General features: G+C 72.3%; 17 protein-coding genes. 9 read left to right on the forward strand and 8 right to left on the reverse strand.

Annotated elements, in window-relative coordinates; genetic code table 11:
* Positions 1–2: 2 nt before the first annotated feature.
* From AXK60_RS04225 to AXK60_RS04235, 3 genes are read right to left on the reverse strand one after another with little or no spacing between them, the layout of a single operon-like run.
* Complete coding sequence (locus AXK60_RS04225; RefSeq protein WP_068569765.1) at positions 3–512, reverse strand: hypothetical protein; 510 nt, start codon at positions 510–512, stop codon at positions 3–5.
* Between the two features lie 25 nt (positions 513–537).
* Positions 538–1,677: an alpha-hydroxy-acid oxidizing protein gene (locus tag AXK60_RS04230; RefSeq protein ID WP_068569766.1), complete on the reverse strand. Its 1,140-nt coding sequence runs from the start codon at positions 1,675–1,677 to the stop codon at positions 538–540.
* Between the two features lie 22 nt (positions 1,678–1,699).
* The gene (locus AXK60_RS04235; protein ID WP_068569767.1) at positions 1,700–2,497 is read right to left on the reverse strand and encodes an alpha/beta fold hydrolase; all 798 of its coding nucleotides are present in this window, start codon (positions 2,495–2,497) and stop codon (positions 1,700–1,702) included.
* A 76-nt stretch (positions 2,498–2,573) separates the two neighbouring features.
* Here AXK60_RS04235 and AXK60_RS04240 point away from each other — a divergent pair, with 76 nt between their 5' ends.
* The gene (locus tag AXK60_RS04240; RefSeq protein WP_068569768.1) at positions 2,574–3,017 is read left to right on the forward strand and encodes a flavodoxin domain-containing protein; all 444 of its coding nucleotides are present in this window, start codon (positions 2,574–2,576) and stop codon (positions 3,015–3,017) included.
* A 65-nt stretch (positions 3,018–3,082) separates the two neighbouring features.
* Here the strand turns inward: AXK60_RS04240 and AXK60_RS04245 are convergent, their stop codons facing one another.
* From AXK60_RS04245 to AXK60_RS04260, 4 genes are all read right to left on the reverse strand, one after another.
* The gene (locus AXK60_RS04245; RefSeq protein WP_068569769.1) at positions 3,083–3,580 is read right to left on the reverse strand and encodes a DUF4395 domain-containing protein; all 498 of its coding nucleotides are present in this window, start codon (positions 3,578–3,580) and stop codon (positions 3,083–3,085) included.
* 57 nt (positions 3,581–3,637) lie between these two features.
* Positions 3,638–4,057 (reverse strand): MarR family winged helix-turn-helix transcriptional regulator, encoded by a 420-nt coding sequence (locus AXK60_RS04250; protein WP_068569770.1) that lies wholly within the window; start codon positions 4,055–4,057, stop codon positions 3,638–3,640.
* Between the two features lie 6 nt (positions 4,058–4,063).
* Positions 4,064–5,599, reverse strand: a complete 1,536-nt coding sequence (locus AXK60_RS04255) for a flotillin family protein (RefSeq protein WP_068569771.1) — start codon at positions 5,597–5,599, stop codon at positions 4,064–4,066.
* 62 nt (positions 5,600–5,661) lie between these two features.
* Positions 5,662–6,195 (reverse strand): NfeD family protein, encoded by a 534-nt coding sequence (locus AXK60_RS04260; RefSeq protein ID WP_175399920.1) that lies wholly within the window; start codon positions 6,193–6,195, stop codon positions 5,662–5,664.
* Positions 6,196–6,309: 114 nt separating this feature from the next.
* Here AXK60_RS04260 and AXK60_RS04265 point away from each other — a divergent pair, with 114 nt between their 5' ends.
* Positions 6,310–7,686 carry an MFS transporter gene (locus tag AXK60_RS04265; protein WP_068569773.1) on the forward strand — a complete coding sequence of 459 codons (1,377 nt, stop codon included), beginning with the start codon at positions 6,310–6,312 and terminating at the stop codon, positions 7,684–7,686.
* Entirely contained in the window at positions 7,676–8,092 is a 417-nt protein-coding gene (locus AXK60_RS04270; protein WP_068569774.1) for a MarR family winged helix-turn-helix transcriptional regulator, read from the forward strand. The genes AXK60_RS04265 and AXK60_RS04270 overlap by 11 nt, the downstream gene beginning before the upstream one ends.
* Here the strand turns inward: AXK60_RS04270 and AXK60_RS04275 are convergent.
* Positions 8,036–9,652 carry a DUF4407 domain-containing protein gene (locus AXK60_RS04275; RefSeq protein WP_068569775.1) on the reverse strand — a complete coding sequence of 539 codons (1,617 nt, stop codon included), beginning with the start codon at positions 9,650–9,652 and terminating at the stop codon, positions 8,036–8,038. The genes AXK60_RS04270 and AXK60_RS04275 overlap by 57 nt on opposite strands.
* A 168-nt stretch (positions 9,653–9,820) precedes the next feature.
* On the opposite strand from AXK60_RS04275, the gene AXK60_RS04280 reads away from it, so the two are divergent.
* The 6 genes from AXK60_RS04280 (at position 9,821) to AXK60_RS04305 (ending at position 14,371) form a co-directional block, all read left to right on the forward strand.
* On the forward strand, positions 9,821–10,111 hold the full coding sequence (locus AXK60_RS04280) for a YiaA/YiaB family inner membrane protein (RefSeq protein ID WP_068569776.1): 291 nt from the start codon (positions 9,821–9,823) through the stop codon (positions 10,109–10,111).
* 38 nt (positions 10,112–10,149) lie between these two features.
* Positions 10,150–10,806 (forward strand): TetR/AcrR family transcriptional regulator, encoded by a 657-nt coding sequence (locus AXK60_RS04285; RefSeq protein ID WP_068569777.1) that lies wholly within the window; start codon positions 10,150–10,152, stop codon positions 10,804–10,806.
* On the forward strand, positions 10,803–12,029 hold the full coding sequence (locus tag AXK60_RS04290) for a glycosyltransferase (protein WP_068569778.1): 1,227 nt from the start codon (positions 10,803–10,805) through the stop codon (positions 12,027–12,029). Before AXK60_RS04285 ends, AXK60_RS04290 begins: the two co-directional genes overlap by 4 nt.
* 10 nt (positions 12,030–12,039) lie before the next feature.
* Positions 12,040–12,309 (forward strand): F0F1 ATP synthase subunit C, encoded by a 270-nt coding sequence (locus tag AXK60_RS04295; RefSeq protein WP_068569779.1) that lies wholly within the window; start codon positions 12,040–12,042, stop codon positions 12,307–12,309.
* 164 nt (positions 12,310–12,473) lie between these two features.
* Positions 12,474–13,331 carry an NAD(P)H-binding protein gene (locus AXK60_RS04300; protein ID WP_068569780.1) on the forward strand — a complete coding sequence of 286 codons (858 nt, stop codon included), beginning with the start codon at positions 12,474–12,476 and terminating at the stop codon, positions 13,329–13,331.
* Positions 13,328–14,371, forward strand: a complete 1,044-nt coding sequence (locus AXK60_RS04305) for a zinc-binding dehydrogenase (RefSeq protein ID WP_068569781.1) — start codon at positions 13,328–13,330, stop codon at positions 14,369–14,371. The genes AXK60_RS04300 and AXK60_RS04305 overlap by 4 nt, the downstream gene beginning before the upstream one ends.
* Positions 14,372–14,378: the final 7 nt, after the last annotated feature.

The raw sequence follows: 14,378 nt of genomic DNA on the forward strand, positions 1-14,378 counted from the left end.
AGCTACTCCTGGCGTACCGCCCGGAACGCTCGCAGCTCACGGGGCGTGGCCGATTTCCGAAGAAGGTCCTCTTCCTCGTCGTCGAGCACGCAGACGATGCCCGACGGAACGGTGCCGTCGGCGACCAGTTCGGCCTTCGCCCGCCGCATCGCGCCGAGCAGCGCGTACCCGTAGCGGGCGTGCGCGACGTCCCAGTCCTGCTCGTCGAGGCCCTCGGCGAGCTCGTTGAGCCGGTCCTGCCACGCGTCCAGCGGCGCCCGCCGTGCCCAGCCGTCGTCGGATCGGGGCCACGCGGGCGGGTCCCAGAGCTCGCGCGGGGGAACGGATTCGACGGTGCCCAGCGCCGGGTACGGCAGCAGGATCGGTCCGGTGCGCTCCGCGTAGAAGACGGTCAGGACGTAGGCGTAGGGCAGCTCACCGTCTGCCTGGTAGACCAGCGCCCGCGCCACGGTGCGCAGTTCCGCGCAGATCGCGTCCTCGAAGCCGAACCAGTCGAAGGCGGCGTCGGTCACTGCTTCGGTCCTCGCCCGGCGCCGGTCACCGCCGCACGACGTGCAGGTCGGCGAGCGTGGTGAGGCAGTCCGCGGCCATGGTCAGGTCGGCCTCGGCGAGCATCGACCGGACGACGTGCTCGACACCCTCCTGGCCGCCGATCGACAGGCCGTAGACGTACGGGCGCCCGATACCGGCCAGGGTCGCGCCGAGGCCGACGGCGCGCAGGACGTCGACGCCGTCACGGATGCCGCTGTCGAAGGTGGTCGGCAGCCCGGTCTCGAGCACGCCCTCGAGGTGGCCGATCGCGGGCAGCCCGCCGTTCGCCTGCCGGCCGCCGTGGTTGGAGCAGGCGATCGCGTCGACGCCCTCGGCGGCCGCCCGGCGGGCGTCCTCGGCGTGGCAGATGCCCTTGAGGATGATCGGCAGGTCGGTGGTCCTGCGGATCCGGGCCACGTCGTCCCAGGAGAAGGTGGGCTTGCTGAACAGCGACGACCACACGATCCCGGCGTGCAGCGGCGGCGGGTTCTCCACCCCGCAGAGCTCGATGAACCGGGGGTCGCTGAGGTAGTTGGCGAGGCACCGTCCGCGCAGGAACGGGATGTAGCCGTTGCGGAGATCGCGGGGGCGCCAGCCGAGGCTGCCGGTGTCCAGGGTGATGGTCAGCGCGTCGAACCCGGCCTTGTCGGCGCGGCGCACCAGGCTGTCGGTGAGCCGGTCGTCCTTGGTCGGGTACAGCTGGAACGCCGCGAAGGAGTCGCCGCGCGCGTCCGCGACCTCCTCGAGCGTCGCCTCGGCGAGGGTGGAGTACATCGCGGCCACGCCGAGGGCGTCGGCGGCGCGAGCCACGGCGAGATCGCCGCCCTCGTGCACCAGTCCGTTCACGCCGACGGGGCAGAGCACGACGGGGGCCTCGAGCTCGGCGCCGAGGAAGGTCGTCGAGAGGTCGCGCACGCTGCGGTCGCGGAGCATCCGCGGGACGAAGCCGTAGCGCCGCAACTCGGTGACGTTGACGTCCTGCGTGGTCTCGTCACCGGCGCCGCCGCGCACGTAGTCGAAGGTGGCGGGGTCGAGGACCTGCTGCGCGCGGGCCTCGAGGTCGTCGAAGGTGTAGGGGAAGCGGCGGTGCTTCGCGAGCAGCCCCTCCGCGTAGATGCCGTCCTGGAAGCTGCCGAAGTCCGCCATGGAGGGACCGTAGCAGTGCCGGTCAGGGCGCGGTCAGGAAGTCCAGGGCGTCGACGGTGGCCTTCGGCTCCTGCACGTGGTAGCCGTGCCGCATGCCCGGGTAGACGCGCAGCCGCGCACCGTCGATCCCGTCCCGCAGGATCGTTGCGTTCTCGGCCAGGCACATCCGGTCCTCGGCGCCGTGCAGGATCAGCGTGGGCGCCTCGATCCACGGGAGGGCCTTCGCGGCGTCGTGGTCGGTGCTGGCCGCGAAGTGGGCGCGCTGCGCGGGCAGCGACCGGGGCCGGGCGAGGATCGCCTCGGCGGCCTCGGGATGTCCGTCGAGCCAGTCGGGGGTGAAGAACAGCTCGAGCAGGGCGCGCCGGTCGGAGCGGACCAGGATGCGGAGCACCTCGCTGGGACGCGCCACCCCGTGGGCGTCGCCGACGGTGGTGGCGCCGAGGATCAGCCGGCGCACCCGGTCGGGGTGGTCCGCGGCGAGCCACTGCCCCGCCCGGCCGCCCATGGAGAAGCCGTAGACGTCCACCCGGTCGCCGATCGCGCCGGCGGCCCGGGCCGCGTCGAGCACCGCGAGAGCGTCCTCCGCGCAGTCCCGGGTACTCCAGCGGCGCGGGAACGCGTCGTCGCTGTCGCCGATGCCACGGTGGTCGAAGGTGACGACCGGCCCGGCGGCCCGGAACTCGTCGACCACCGGATCCCACGACGATCCCGCGAGCGCCTGACCGGCGAACAGGAGCACTCCGGGCCCCGTCGCGCCCGGCGCCGCGGGGCGGACGGTGTAGGCGAGCCGGGCACCGTCGGGCAGGGTGGCGTGAGGCATGCGGCCAAGACTAGGACGTCACATCGCAGCGACGCCGCTCACGGTGCCGCCCCGCGATCGCCTAGAATCACATCCCATGTCTGTTCACATCTTCTACGGTTCCTCGACCGGCACCGCCGAGGGCGCCGCGAACGCCATGTTCGACGTGTTCGCCAAGGCCGGCTCCGTCGAGCTGCACGACATGATGGACGGCGAGATCGACGCGCTGGATCCCGCGGACTTCCACGTGTTCTCGTGCGCCACCTACGGCGAGGGCGAGCTGCCCGCCGGTTCGACCGAGTTCTTCGAGGAGCTGCTCGAGGCCGCTCCCGACCTCACGGGCCTGCGCTTCGCCGTGTTCGGCCTGGGCGACACGATCTACGTCGACACCTACAACGCCGGTGGCAAGACCATCGTCAAGCACCTGACCGGCCTGGGCGCCACCCAGGTGGGCGACCGCTTCGAGCACGACAACTCCGGCACCGACGACGTGGACGAGAAGGCCGTCGAGTGGGCCGAGGAGATCGTCGGCCAGATCTGAGCCACCCCTGACAGTCGAACGCCGCCGCGGAGAAATCCGCGGCGGCGTTCTTTCGTCGGTCCCTGCTACCGGGGCACGGTCAGGGTCGGCGGGGTCGTGTTCACGCCGGCGCACGCCTCGCAGACGGACGCCGGGATCACACCCCGCCGCTGCAGCCACCCGAACACGATGCAGCCCAGGCACAGACCGAGCGCCGACTCGAGCAGCGCGGCGACGACCAGCAGGCCGAGCACGATCTGCGCCGCGAGGTGGTTCCCGGTGAGGAAGAGCACCAGCGCCACCGTCGAGAAGACGAGGCCGATGGTCTGCGCGAACCGCTTCGGCGGGCCGGGCACGAGCTTGGCCGGGCCGAGGCGCGGGGCGATGACGTGCACGGAGAGCCGGCCGAACGGCGAGTACCGGGGTCCGCCCGCGACGCGCAGCGCGAAGCCGACGGCCAGCGCGGCGTACAGCCACCACTGTCCGGCGACGATCGTGACCACCGCGAGGACGACGACGAGGGCCGCGGTCGCGCGGGCCGCGTACTCGTTGACGGGGTTCGGGAAGGAGAAGAGACCACTCACGCCGCCGAGATTATCGCCGGACCGGGGCGCCGCCCAGAGTTGCGCTCGCGATGATTCTCATCCGCCGGCCAGCCGCAGGAGCAGCGGGATGGAGCCGCGCAGCTGTGCGGCCTCGTCCGCGGTGAGGTGCTTGCCGCCGGTGTCCACGAGCCACGCGTCCTGCGCGGCGTCACGGGCGTGGAGCACGGCGCGCCCGCGATCGGTGAGGGCGACGGGCCGCCGTCGGCCGTCGGAACCGTCGGCGTCGCCCTGCAGGAAGCCCCGCCGCCGCAGGTCCGTGATCGCGGCGGACACGTTCGAGCGCTTCATGTCCAGGCGGTCGCCGATCGCCGTCGGGAAGGCCTCGGGCCCCAGCGCCTCGACGGTGGCGAGGACGAACAGCTCGGAGCCGCGCAGCCCCGCGGCGGGCAGCCGCCGGAGTCGTTCCTCCAGCAGGCCCACCGCGAGGCGCAGGGCCTCGGCGTCGCCGGGCTTCACGGCGCGCTACTCGTCGTCGACGGTGCCCGCCACCGACTCGGCCGGTTCGACCGGTGCCGGCGCCGCGCCGTCGAGCAGCTTCGAGAGGTCGATCCCCTGCGCGCGCAGGGCCGCGACGATCGACGCGATGGACTGCGCGGAGAGGCCGAGCAGTCCCCCGGTGGCGTCGCTGCTCCCGCCGCCGATGATGTTGATGCTGTCGATCGCGGCCGTGGCCTCCGACTGGGCGCGGACGGAGCCCTCGATCGTGGCCAGGACCTGCGGCACGAGCAGCAGTCGGGCGGCGTCCGCGTTGTACTGGTTGAACGCCTCGGCCTGGGCCTGCTTGCCCGCGGCGTCGGCGCGCAGCTCGGCCTCGAGCGCTTCGGCCGCGGACTTGCGGGCCGTCGCCTTCGACTCGCCCTCGAGCCGGATCGACTCGGCGTGCACCTCGGCCTGCGCGAGCTTGCCGGCCGCGTCGGCGCGCAGCTCGGCCTCGACGGCGGCCGCGGCCGACTTGCGGGCGTCGGCGGCGGACTCGCCGTCGAGCCGGGTCGAGTTGGCGCGGGCCTCGGCGGTGAGGATCGCGGACTGGCGCTCGCCCTCGGCCCGGGTGATCGCGGCCTGGCGCTGCGCCTCGGCGGGCGCGATGACATCGGCCTCGAGCGCGGCCTCGGCCTGCGCGCGACGCTTGCGCTCCACCTCGGTGCGGGCCTCGATGCGGGCCGCCTCGGCCTCCTCGAGCGCGATGCCGACGTTCTTCTCCGCCTTGGCCTTCGCGAGCGGACCGGCCTGGTCGGCCTCGGCGTTCTGCGCCTCGGTCTGGGCGCGCAGCTGGGCGATGCGCACGTCCCGGCTCTGCTGGGCCTCCGCGATCGCGGTCTCCGCCTCGGTCTGCGCGATCTCCCCGGCCCGGCGGGCGTCGGCGGAGCGGATCAGCGAGTCGCGCTCGGCCTCGGCCTTGCCGATGTCGGCGTCGCGCTTGACCTCGGCGATCCGCTTCTGGCCGAGCGACTCGAGGTAACCGTTGCGGTCCTCGATGCCGGCGATCTTGAGGATGTCGACCTCCATGCCGATGCGGGCGAGGTCGCCGCCGGCCTCCTCCACCACGCCGCGCGCCAGGGCCTCACGGTTGCTGTTGAGGTGCTCGACGGTCATCGTGGCCGCGATGCCACGCAGGCTGCCGGCCAGGATCTCGTTGATCTGGTTCTCCAGCTCCGCCATGTTCGCGGTGAGGAAGCGCTGCGCGGCGGTGCGCGTCATCTCATCGGTGGTGCCGATGCGGACGAGGCCCACGGCCTGCAGTTCGACGGGCACACCGTCGATGCTCCGGGCGTTGCTGAGCGCGATGCGCACCTCGAACGGGCGCAGGGGCATGTAGTCCACGCGCTCGAGTCCGGGCATCTTGAACCGCGCCCCGCCGCGGACGACCTTCATCTCCCCGCGGCCGGTGAAGATGGCCACCTGGTCCGGCGGGGACTTGATGTAGTTGTGGAAGAAGATCCACATCGCCAGCAGGATCACTATCACCGCGGCACCGGCCGCGATCAGAGCCATGATCATGACGTTCCCTCCCTGTTTCGTTCTACGTTCGTTCGTGCGACGTGCCGGCGAGCGGCGACGCGTCAGTCCTGCGTGTTGAGCGGCTGCACCACGAGCCGGTCACCGTCGACATCGACGATGAGCACCGATTCGCCCGGCCGCGCGGACGCCCCCGGGTCGACGAGAACCGCGTTCGTGACGGCGCGCACGGACTCCGAGTCCAGGTAGCGCACCTGTCCCCAGCCGCCCGCGGGGATCTCCATGCTGAGCTCGCCGATGGTGCCGATCGCCGCGCGGAGCCCGGCCACGGTGCCGGTCTGGGAGCGGCGCATGGCCCGGAGCACGAGCATCAGCACACCGTAGGCGACGATGCCCGAGGCTGCGGCGACGATCACCACGGCGGCCAACGGCACCGAGGTTCCGGCGGACAACGGCCAACCGACGACGCCGAACACCCCGACGGCCGCCGCGAGGGCGGGAGCGCTGAGCCACGGCAGGCCGGCATCGGCGTGCGGGCCCCCGATATCGGCACCGCCGATGTCGATGTCCCCCAGGACGATCGACGCGACGAGGACGAGCACGCCCACCACGGCACAGACTGCGAAAACGGTAACCACGGGCGCCTCCTCTGCGCTCGGATCTCCTGATTGCAGTATAGCGAACAATGCGTACAAGGTGTGCGCCACGGAAATCTGTTTCCATCTTATTAGTTGTGGTCATACAATCCTTGTATGCCTACAAGCATTCCGCACCTCGGGCCGCGGCGACGAGCACTGATCCTCGTCGCGTGCAGCCTCAGCCTGCTCATCTCGTCGATGGACGCGACCATCGTCAACGTCGCGCTCCCCGCGATCGGCCGCGACATGACCGCGTCCGTCACCCACCTGCAATGGGTGGTCGACATCTACACGCTCACGCTCGCGAGCCTGCTGGTCCTGTCCGGTGCCACGGCGGACCGGTTCGGTCGCCGATGGATCTTCCGCCTCGGGCTCACGGTGTTCGCCGTGGGATCGCTGCTGTGCAGCCTCGCGCCCACCGTCGAGATCCTGATCGCGGCCCGCGGGATCCAGGCGGTCGGCGGCTCGATGCTGTCGCCGGTCGCCCTCTCGATCGTCACGGCCGTCTTCACCGATCCCGGCGAGCGCGCCCGCGCGATCGGCCTGTGGGGCGCGGTCGTCGGTGTCTCGACGGCGGTCGGGCCACTGGTGGGCGGCGTGCTCATCGACGCACTCGGATGGCAGTCGGTGTTCTGGGTGAACCTGCCGATCTGCGCCGTGGCGATCGCCCTCACCTACGCGGTGGTGCCCGAGTCCAAGGCCGCGACGCCGCGCAGCATCGATCCACTCGGTCAGCTCCTGGCCATCGCGGTCATGTTCACCGCGGTGTTCGGGCTCATCGAACGCGAGCCGCTGGTCCTGCTCGTGACCGCCGTCGCGCTCGCCGGCTTCATCGCCCACGAGCGGCGCCATCCGTCGCCGTTCATCGACCTGCGCTTCTTCCGCAGCATCCCGTTCTCGGCGGCCACACTCACCGCGGTCTGCGCGTTCGCGGGCTTCGGCGCGTTCCTCTTCACGATGTCGCTGTACCTGCAGAACACCCGTCACTTCTCCGCCGTGCAGACCGGGCTGATGTTCCTGCCCATGGCGCTGTGCGTGTTCGTCGCCTCCCCCGTGTCCGGTCGCCTCGTCGCGCGGTTCGGCCCACGCCCGTCATTGCTCGGCGCGGGCGTGCTGATGACCTGCGCGACGGTCGCGCTGACCGCGGTCGGGCCGGCCACGCCGTTGCCCGTGCTGGGCATCGTGTTCGCCGTCTTCGGCACGGGTTTCGGACTCGTCAACGCGCCGATCACCAACTCCGCCGTGAGCGGCATGCCGCTCGACCGCGCCGGGGCCGCGGCCGCCGTGGCGAGCACCAGCCGGCAGCTCGGCGTCAGCCTCGGAGTGGCGTTGTCGGGGCTGCTCGTGGGTGCGTCGCTGTGGTGGGCGACCGCCGGATTCGCGGCGGTCGTGGTGCTCCTCGCGCTGGTGTCGACCGGCGCCCGCGCTGAGCGCTCCCGCGAGCGGATCGCTCCCCTGCTCGCGTCGAAGGAGGCCGCGGATGTCCACTGAGAGTCCCGACGAGGTCTGGAGCCTCCTGGTCCACGCCGTCATCGACAGCCGTTCGGACTGGCGGCGCGCCGTCACGGAGCGCACCGGGCTGCCCTTCAGCCGGCTGCGGGTACTCAAGCGGCTGCACCGCTACGGGCCGCTGACGCTCAAGGAGCTCGCCGCGCTCGCGGACATGGACGCCCCGGCGGCCACCGTCGCCGTCAACGATCTCCAGGCGCGCGGGCACGTCGAGCGGACGGTCTCCCCGGAGGACCGGCGCGCGAAGGTCGTCACCATCACCGACGCCGGGCGCGCCGTCGTCGACGCGATGTCGGCGGTCGAGGACCCGGCGCCGCCCGCCATCCGGTCGCTAGCGCCCGGGGAGCTCGCGCGGCTGGCCGAGCTCGCGCGGACGCTGGCCGGATAGCTCGTCGACGACCTCGTGCGCCACGTCGAGGGGCTCCTCGGCACGCGCCACGGGATCGCCGACGCGCGCGTCGACCGTCACGGCGGGACCCGCGGCGCCGTCGGACGACGGTGCCGCGACGCTCTGTTCGACCGTCCCGACGGTGACCTTGCGGGTGCGCCGCATCGAGAAGGTCACCTCCTCGACCTCCTCGTACGACTGCTGGACCGTCCGCGTCTGCTGCGCCCCCGGCAGCACGCGGGCCACGAAGGGCGGCACGAGCGGGCGCACGAACCCGGCGATGGTGCGCGCGGCGTCGTCGAGCACCGGCGGCACGAACGGGTTCGGCGTGCGCGCGGCCTCCCGCTGCGCGACCGCGGGCGCGGCCGCCTCCGCGGCGGGGGCGGACACGGGCAGGTTCGTCTCGTCGGGCACGGTCGCCTCCTGGGCGGGATCGGGATCGTCGGTGGCGCTGGTGATCACGGGAATCGGGCCCGTGGGTGTCTCGTCCGCGACGGGCTGGTCCGGCAGGAGCGCGGCGAGGCTCGCCGCCTCCGCGGCGGCGGCGATCGGGAGGAAGTCGTCCTCCGGGGCCCGGCTCGCGGTCACGGGGCCCGACGGTGCCGGATCCGACGGTGCCTCCCGCACGTACCGGCGCGCCGTCACGGCCACGGGCTCGAAGCCCGCCGCCTCCAGAGCGGCGGCGTTGTGCCCGACACCCCCGGCGGTCCCGAGCGCCGGCAGCACCTGTGTCGGCCGATCCTGTGTCAGCGCGAGCTCGACGCGCCGCTCCTGGTGCCCGCGGTCGATCGCGAGCTGCGCCGCGGCGGCGAGGCGCTCGCTCTCGAGTTCCTGCTGCTGCCGGATGTCGCGGGTGGTGTCGCCGCGCCACAGCCGTAGCAACAGCGGCAACAGAGCCAGCACGGCGCACACGAGGTCGATCGCGATCCGCAGCGCCGCAGCGAACGGCGAGTGGGCCGTTACGCCGTTCAGCGCGACCCAGCGGGCGCCGATCCCGTCGGCTCCGTCGGCAACGGCGGTCTCCCGTGCGGACTGCGCGTCGGACCGCGCGCGCTCGATCCGCGCGTCGAGGGCCGGCGACCGGGCGGCGCGGGCGGCGGTCGCACGGTCGAGGTCGGTCTGCGCGGCCGCGAGCCGCTGGTTGGCAGTGCGAGTCTCGGGCCCCTGGCCGGGCACACCGGTGATCGACGTCTGCGGGCACGCCGGCCCCGGCCGGTACTCGCAGCGGGCCACGACGAGCGCCTGGTCGCGCCGGGTGGACGCCTCAGTGACGGCGGTGTCGAGGGCGGCCCGATCAGCGCGCGCGGCGTCGAGGTCGGCCTGCGCGGCGCGGACGGCGGGCGCGGCGGATGCGGCGGACACGGCGTCGGCCCGCAGCCGGTCCTCGATCGCACCGTTCAGCGCGAGCATCGACACCGTCTCGCCCACGACGAGCCCGATCAGGACCGCGACGAGGAACCGGCTGGGCAACGCCGCGCGGCGGCCGGGAACGGCCAGCAGGAAACAGATCGCGCCCCCGACCAGCGCCGCGAGGATCGCGAGGACCAGGACCGTCGTCATGCCGCCTCCTTCGCCGCGATAGAACTCCGCCGATCTTCTCTCAGAAACCATCGCAGCCCGGGGCCGCTCGCGCCCAATCGTGTGGCCGCTTTCACAGCGCGAAGTACCTGGACGAACCGAGTACTTCTACGCATCCGGGGGCGCGCGGCGCGCGGCAGGCTGATGTCCATGACCAGTACAGCAACGGCCCCGAAGCCCACCGCAGCCTTCTTCATCCAGTCCGCCATCGCCTTCGCCGTCTCGGCGGGTTCCCTGCTCGTGGGCGCCTTCTACCTGCCCGTGGACCCGTGGCAGCGCGGCTTCCTGATCGTGGGTGCCCTCTTCCTCATCACCAGCACGTTCAACCTCGCCAAGGTCATCCGCGACCAGCAGGAGGCGAACAGCATCCGCGTGCGGGTGGACGAGGCCCGGCTCGACAAGCTCATGGCGGAGCACGATCCGCTGCGCAGCGTGGGCTGAACATTCCCTTTCTAGACCGCATGGTCTATGTTTAGACCATGCGGTCTAGAGATACGTTCACGTCCGAGCAGCGCCGTGCCCAACTCGTCGACGCGGCGATCGCCGTCATCGCCGAGCACGGTTACCCGGCGGCGTCCGTCGCCAAGATCGCCGACCGTGTCGGGATCGCGAAATCCGTGGCGCTGTACCACTTCCGAACGAAGGACGAGTTGGTCGCGGCCGTCACCGTCGTGGTCTTCGCGGCGGCCGCGGAATACATCGTCCCCGCCCTCGCCGCGGCGGAGACCGCCGCCGGCAAGCTCGCCGCGTACATCCGCAGCAACGCCGCCTTCCTCGCCGAGCACCGCGCCGAGACCGTCGCCCTCCGCGAGATCGCCACCGGCTACCGGTCCGCCGAGGGCCGCCGGTTCGACGAGGGCCGCCGGTTCGACGAGGCCGTCACTCAGGACACGGCGGCGAACCCGCCGGAGGGCGATCTCGCGCTGCTCGACCCTGCGGCGATCTTCGCAATGGGGGTCGAGTCCGGCGAGTTCCGGGCCGACCTCGACGCAGTCCGAGCCGGCGCTGCACTCCGCGGCGCGCTCGACGGTGCGGCGACCGACCTGGCCCGGCTCACCGCGATCGGCGTCGCGTACGACCCGATCGCGTACGGCGAGACACTCGTCGAGATCTTCACCCGCGGAGTGCTCGCATGAGGACCGCGATCCTGGCCTTCGGCACCCGCGGGGACGTCGTTCCGCTCACGGGCCTCGCCCGGCGCCTGCAGTCCGACGGGGCCGAGGTCGTCCTCGCCGCGCAGGCACCGTATCGCGACGAGGTCGTCGGCGCGGGCGTCGCCTACGCGCCGCTGCCCAAGGACACCCGCGCGGAGACCCTCGCCTCCCCTGCCGCGCAGGCCCTCGTCGACGGTGCGAAACCTCGGCCGTCGAAGGAGGCGCTCGAGGAGATGCGCGAGGGACTGCGCGGCGTCGGCCGGGCGATGGCCGCAGCCGCCGACGGTGCCGACGTACTCCTGCTCGAGGGCCCCGTCGGGGCTCTGCTCGGCCGGCACGTCGCCGCAGCACTGGGCGTTCCGAGCGCGGGCGTGATGTTCCAGCCCGCGTCCCCCACCGGCGACTTCAGCCCTCCCGCTCTCGGCGTGCGCTCGTACGGTCGGCTCGGGAACCGGTTCGTGTGGTGGGCGGGCGGTTTCGCGGAGCGCGTCTACGCCCCGGTCGTCGCCGAGCTCCGCGCCGACCTCGGACTGCCCGCACGACCCACCCGCGCAGAACGCACCCGAACCTGGCCCGTGTTGTACCCGTTCAGCGAGCACATCCTGCCCCGGCCCGCCGACTGGCCGCCGCATCTGCGTGTCACCGGCTACCTCCGACCCGAACCGGTGGGCACGCTCGGGCCGGACCTCGCGGCCTTCCTATCCGACGGTCCGCCGCCCGTCGCCGTGACGCTCGGCAGTACCGCGACGGCGAACGGCGCTGCCCTCTCATCGATGATCGCCGAGGCCACCGCCGCGGCCGGGGTACGCGCGGTCGTGCAGCGCGGCTGGGCCGGGCTCGAGCCGGAGGGCGAGAACGTGTTCGTCGTCGACGAGGTGCCGCACTCCCTGCTGTTCCCACGCTGCGCCGCCGTCGTGCACCATTGCGGCGCCGGTACCACCGCCGCGACGCTGCGGGCCGGGGCACCGTCGATACCCGTGCCCGGGATCATGGACCAGCCCTTCTGGGCGCGGCGCCTGCACCTGTCAGGGGCGGCCACCGCACCGCTCCCCCGGCACGCGCTCACCGTCGACGGCCTGACCGCCGCGCTGCGCACCGTCGGCGAGCACCGGGCCGCGGCCGAGGGCCTCGGCGAGAAGCTGCGCGCCGAGGACGGTGCCGGGCGCGCCGCCGCGGCGATCACCGATCTGTTCCAGCCGAGTTAGGAGTCGAATCATGGCCGATCAGAACCTCGTCAACGCGATCATCTCCGCCGGAGCCCTCGCGGGCGGCGGCATCATCATGGGCGGCGCCGCCGTGGGCGCGGATATCGGCGACGGGCTCGCCGGTGCGAAGCTGGTCGAGGGCATCGCCCGGCAGCCGGAGGCCCAGTCCCGGCTCCTCACGCCCTTCTTCATCACCGTGAGCCTCGTGGAGGCCGCCTACTTCATCAACCTCGCGTTCATGGCGCTGTTCGTCTTCGCCACGCCCGCCTACACCGGCTGACCGTCCGTGGAGACGGACCGATCTCCTGCGGGAAACGACGAGCCGTGCGACGTTCGACGCATGAGTGACGACGTGATCCACGACGAGCTCGTCGGGGACGGAATCGATCGCCCCCACGCCTTCGCGGAGTCCCTGCGGAATCGGGAACGGACGGGTGATCGCGCATGACCGGGACGATCCTCGTCACCGGAGCCACCGGCACCATCGGGCGGCGGGTCGTCGAGCAGCTGACCCGTGCGGGCGCACCGGTGCGGGCGACCAGCCGCAGTACCTCGAATCCGTTGGCGGGCATCGAGACGAAGCTCACGGGGACACGTGCGGACGACCTCCTCGCCGGATGCGTAGCGGTTCTCGTGGTTGCACCCGCGCTCGGGACGGCGCCCGCCGAGCGGCTCCGGGAACTGCTCGGTGCGGCGAACGCGGGCACCGTGCAGCGATTGGTGCTCCTCTCGACCGCATCGGCGAGCGATCCGATGAGCCCCACCGGATCGCACCACCGCGTCCTCGAGGAGACCGCGGCGGAGTTCGCGGGAGCATTGCACATCCTGCGACCGGTCCCCCTCGCGCTCAACACGATCCACTGGTGGGGCCCGACGATCCGCGTGGCCGGGTTGGCCGAGGGACCGTACATCGACGTCCCGATGGCGCCGATCGACGAGGTCGATGTCGCCGACGTCGCGGCCCGGCTCCTGCTGTCCGGCGACGAGCCGTCCGGGGTGATCGACCTCACCGGCCCGCACACGCTCAGTTCGCGGGCACAGATCGACGTGCTCGCGCGTCTTCTCGGCACGCACATCGCGGTGCGCGAGATCGCCCCAGACGAGGTGCGCAACCGCCTCGGCGCGGCCGGTGTACCCGCCGCCGCGGTGGAGTCGCTGCTCCGCTCGTTCCATGTGGCTGCGGAGCGGCCCCTCACCGTTTCCGGAGCGGTCGAGCGGATCACCGGTAGGCCGGCGCACACCTACGAACAATGGGCGGAGCGCCACCTCGACGCCTTCCAATGGCCGATGATGGAGGCATGACCGCCACCATGCGCGCACAGCGCTTCCATGCCGACACCCGGACGATCAGTGTCGAGGACGTACCGATTCCCGAGCCCGGTCCCGGCGAGGTGCTGGTGAAGGTCGCGTTCTGCGGCATCTGCCATTCCGACCTCAGCCTCATCAACGGCACGTTCCCGGCGATGCTCCCGGAGGTCACACAGGGCCACGAGGCGTCGGGGACCATCGCGAAGCTGGGGCCCGGGGTGAGCGGCTGGGCCGAGGGCGATCGCGTGATCGTCGCCGCAGGCCGGCCGTGCACGACCTGCCCGAACTGCCGGAGGGGGAACTTCGCCGACTGCACGCAGGTCAAGATCATGGCGTTCGCCTACGACGGCGCGTGGGCCGAGTACACCGTCGCCCAGGCCGCGGGACTGACGCGGGTCCCGGACAACGTCCCGCTCGAGCAGGCGGCGATCCTCGCCGACGCGGTGTCCACTCCCTACGGCGCCGTGGTCCGGACCGGGAAGGTCGGTATCGGCGAGTCCGTCGGCGTGTGGGGCCTGGGCGGGGTCGGTACGCACGTCGTGCAGCTGGCGCGCCTCGTCGGCGCGGCGCCGATCATCGCGGTCGACATCAACCCCCAGGTGCTCGAGCGCGCCCTCGAGCTCGGCGCCGACCACGCCTTCGACTCCCGCGACGAGCAGCTCGGCGCGAAGATCGCCGAGGTCACCGGTGGCCGGGGCCTCGATGTCGCGTTCGACGCCGTGGGCCTCAAGGCGACCTTCGAGCAGGCGCTGAGCCACCTCACCGTCGGCGGGCGTCTGATCTCCGTCGGGATGAGCGACCAGGAGCCGACCGTCGGGTCGACGACGATGCTGGGGCTGACGAAGAAGCAGGTGCTCGGTCACCTCGGCTACAAGAACGTCGACATCGAGACCCTCGCGACGCTCGTCTCGCTCGGCCGGCTCGACCTGTCCCGGTCGATCAGCGGAATCGTGCCGCTGGAGGACATCGCGGCGGGCATCGACCGGCTCGAGCGGCACGAGGGCAACCCGATCAGGCTGCTCGTGCAACCCTGACGTCGCT

Source organism: Tsukamurella pseudospumae (assembly GCF_001575195.1).
Lineage (GTDB): Bacteria > Actinomycetota > Actinomycetes > Mycobacteriales > Mycobacteriaceae > Tsukamurella > Tsukamurella pseudospumae.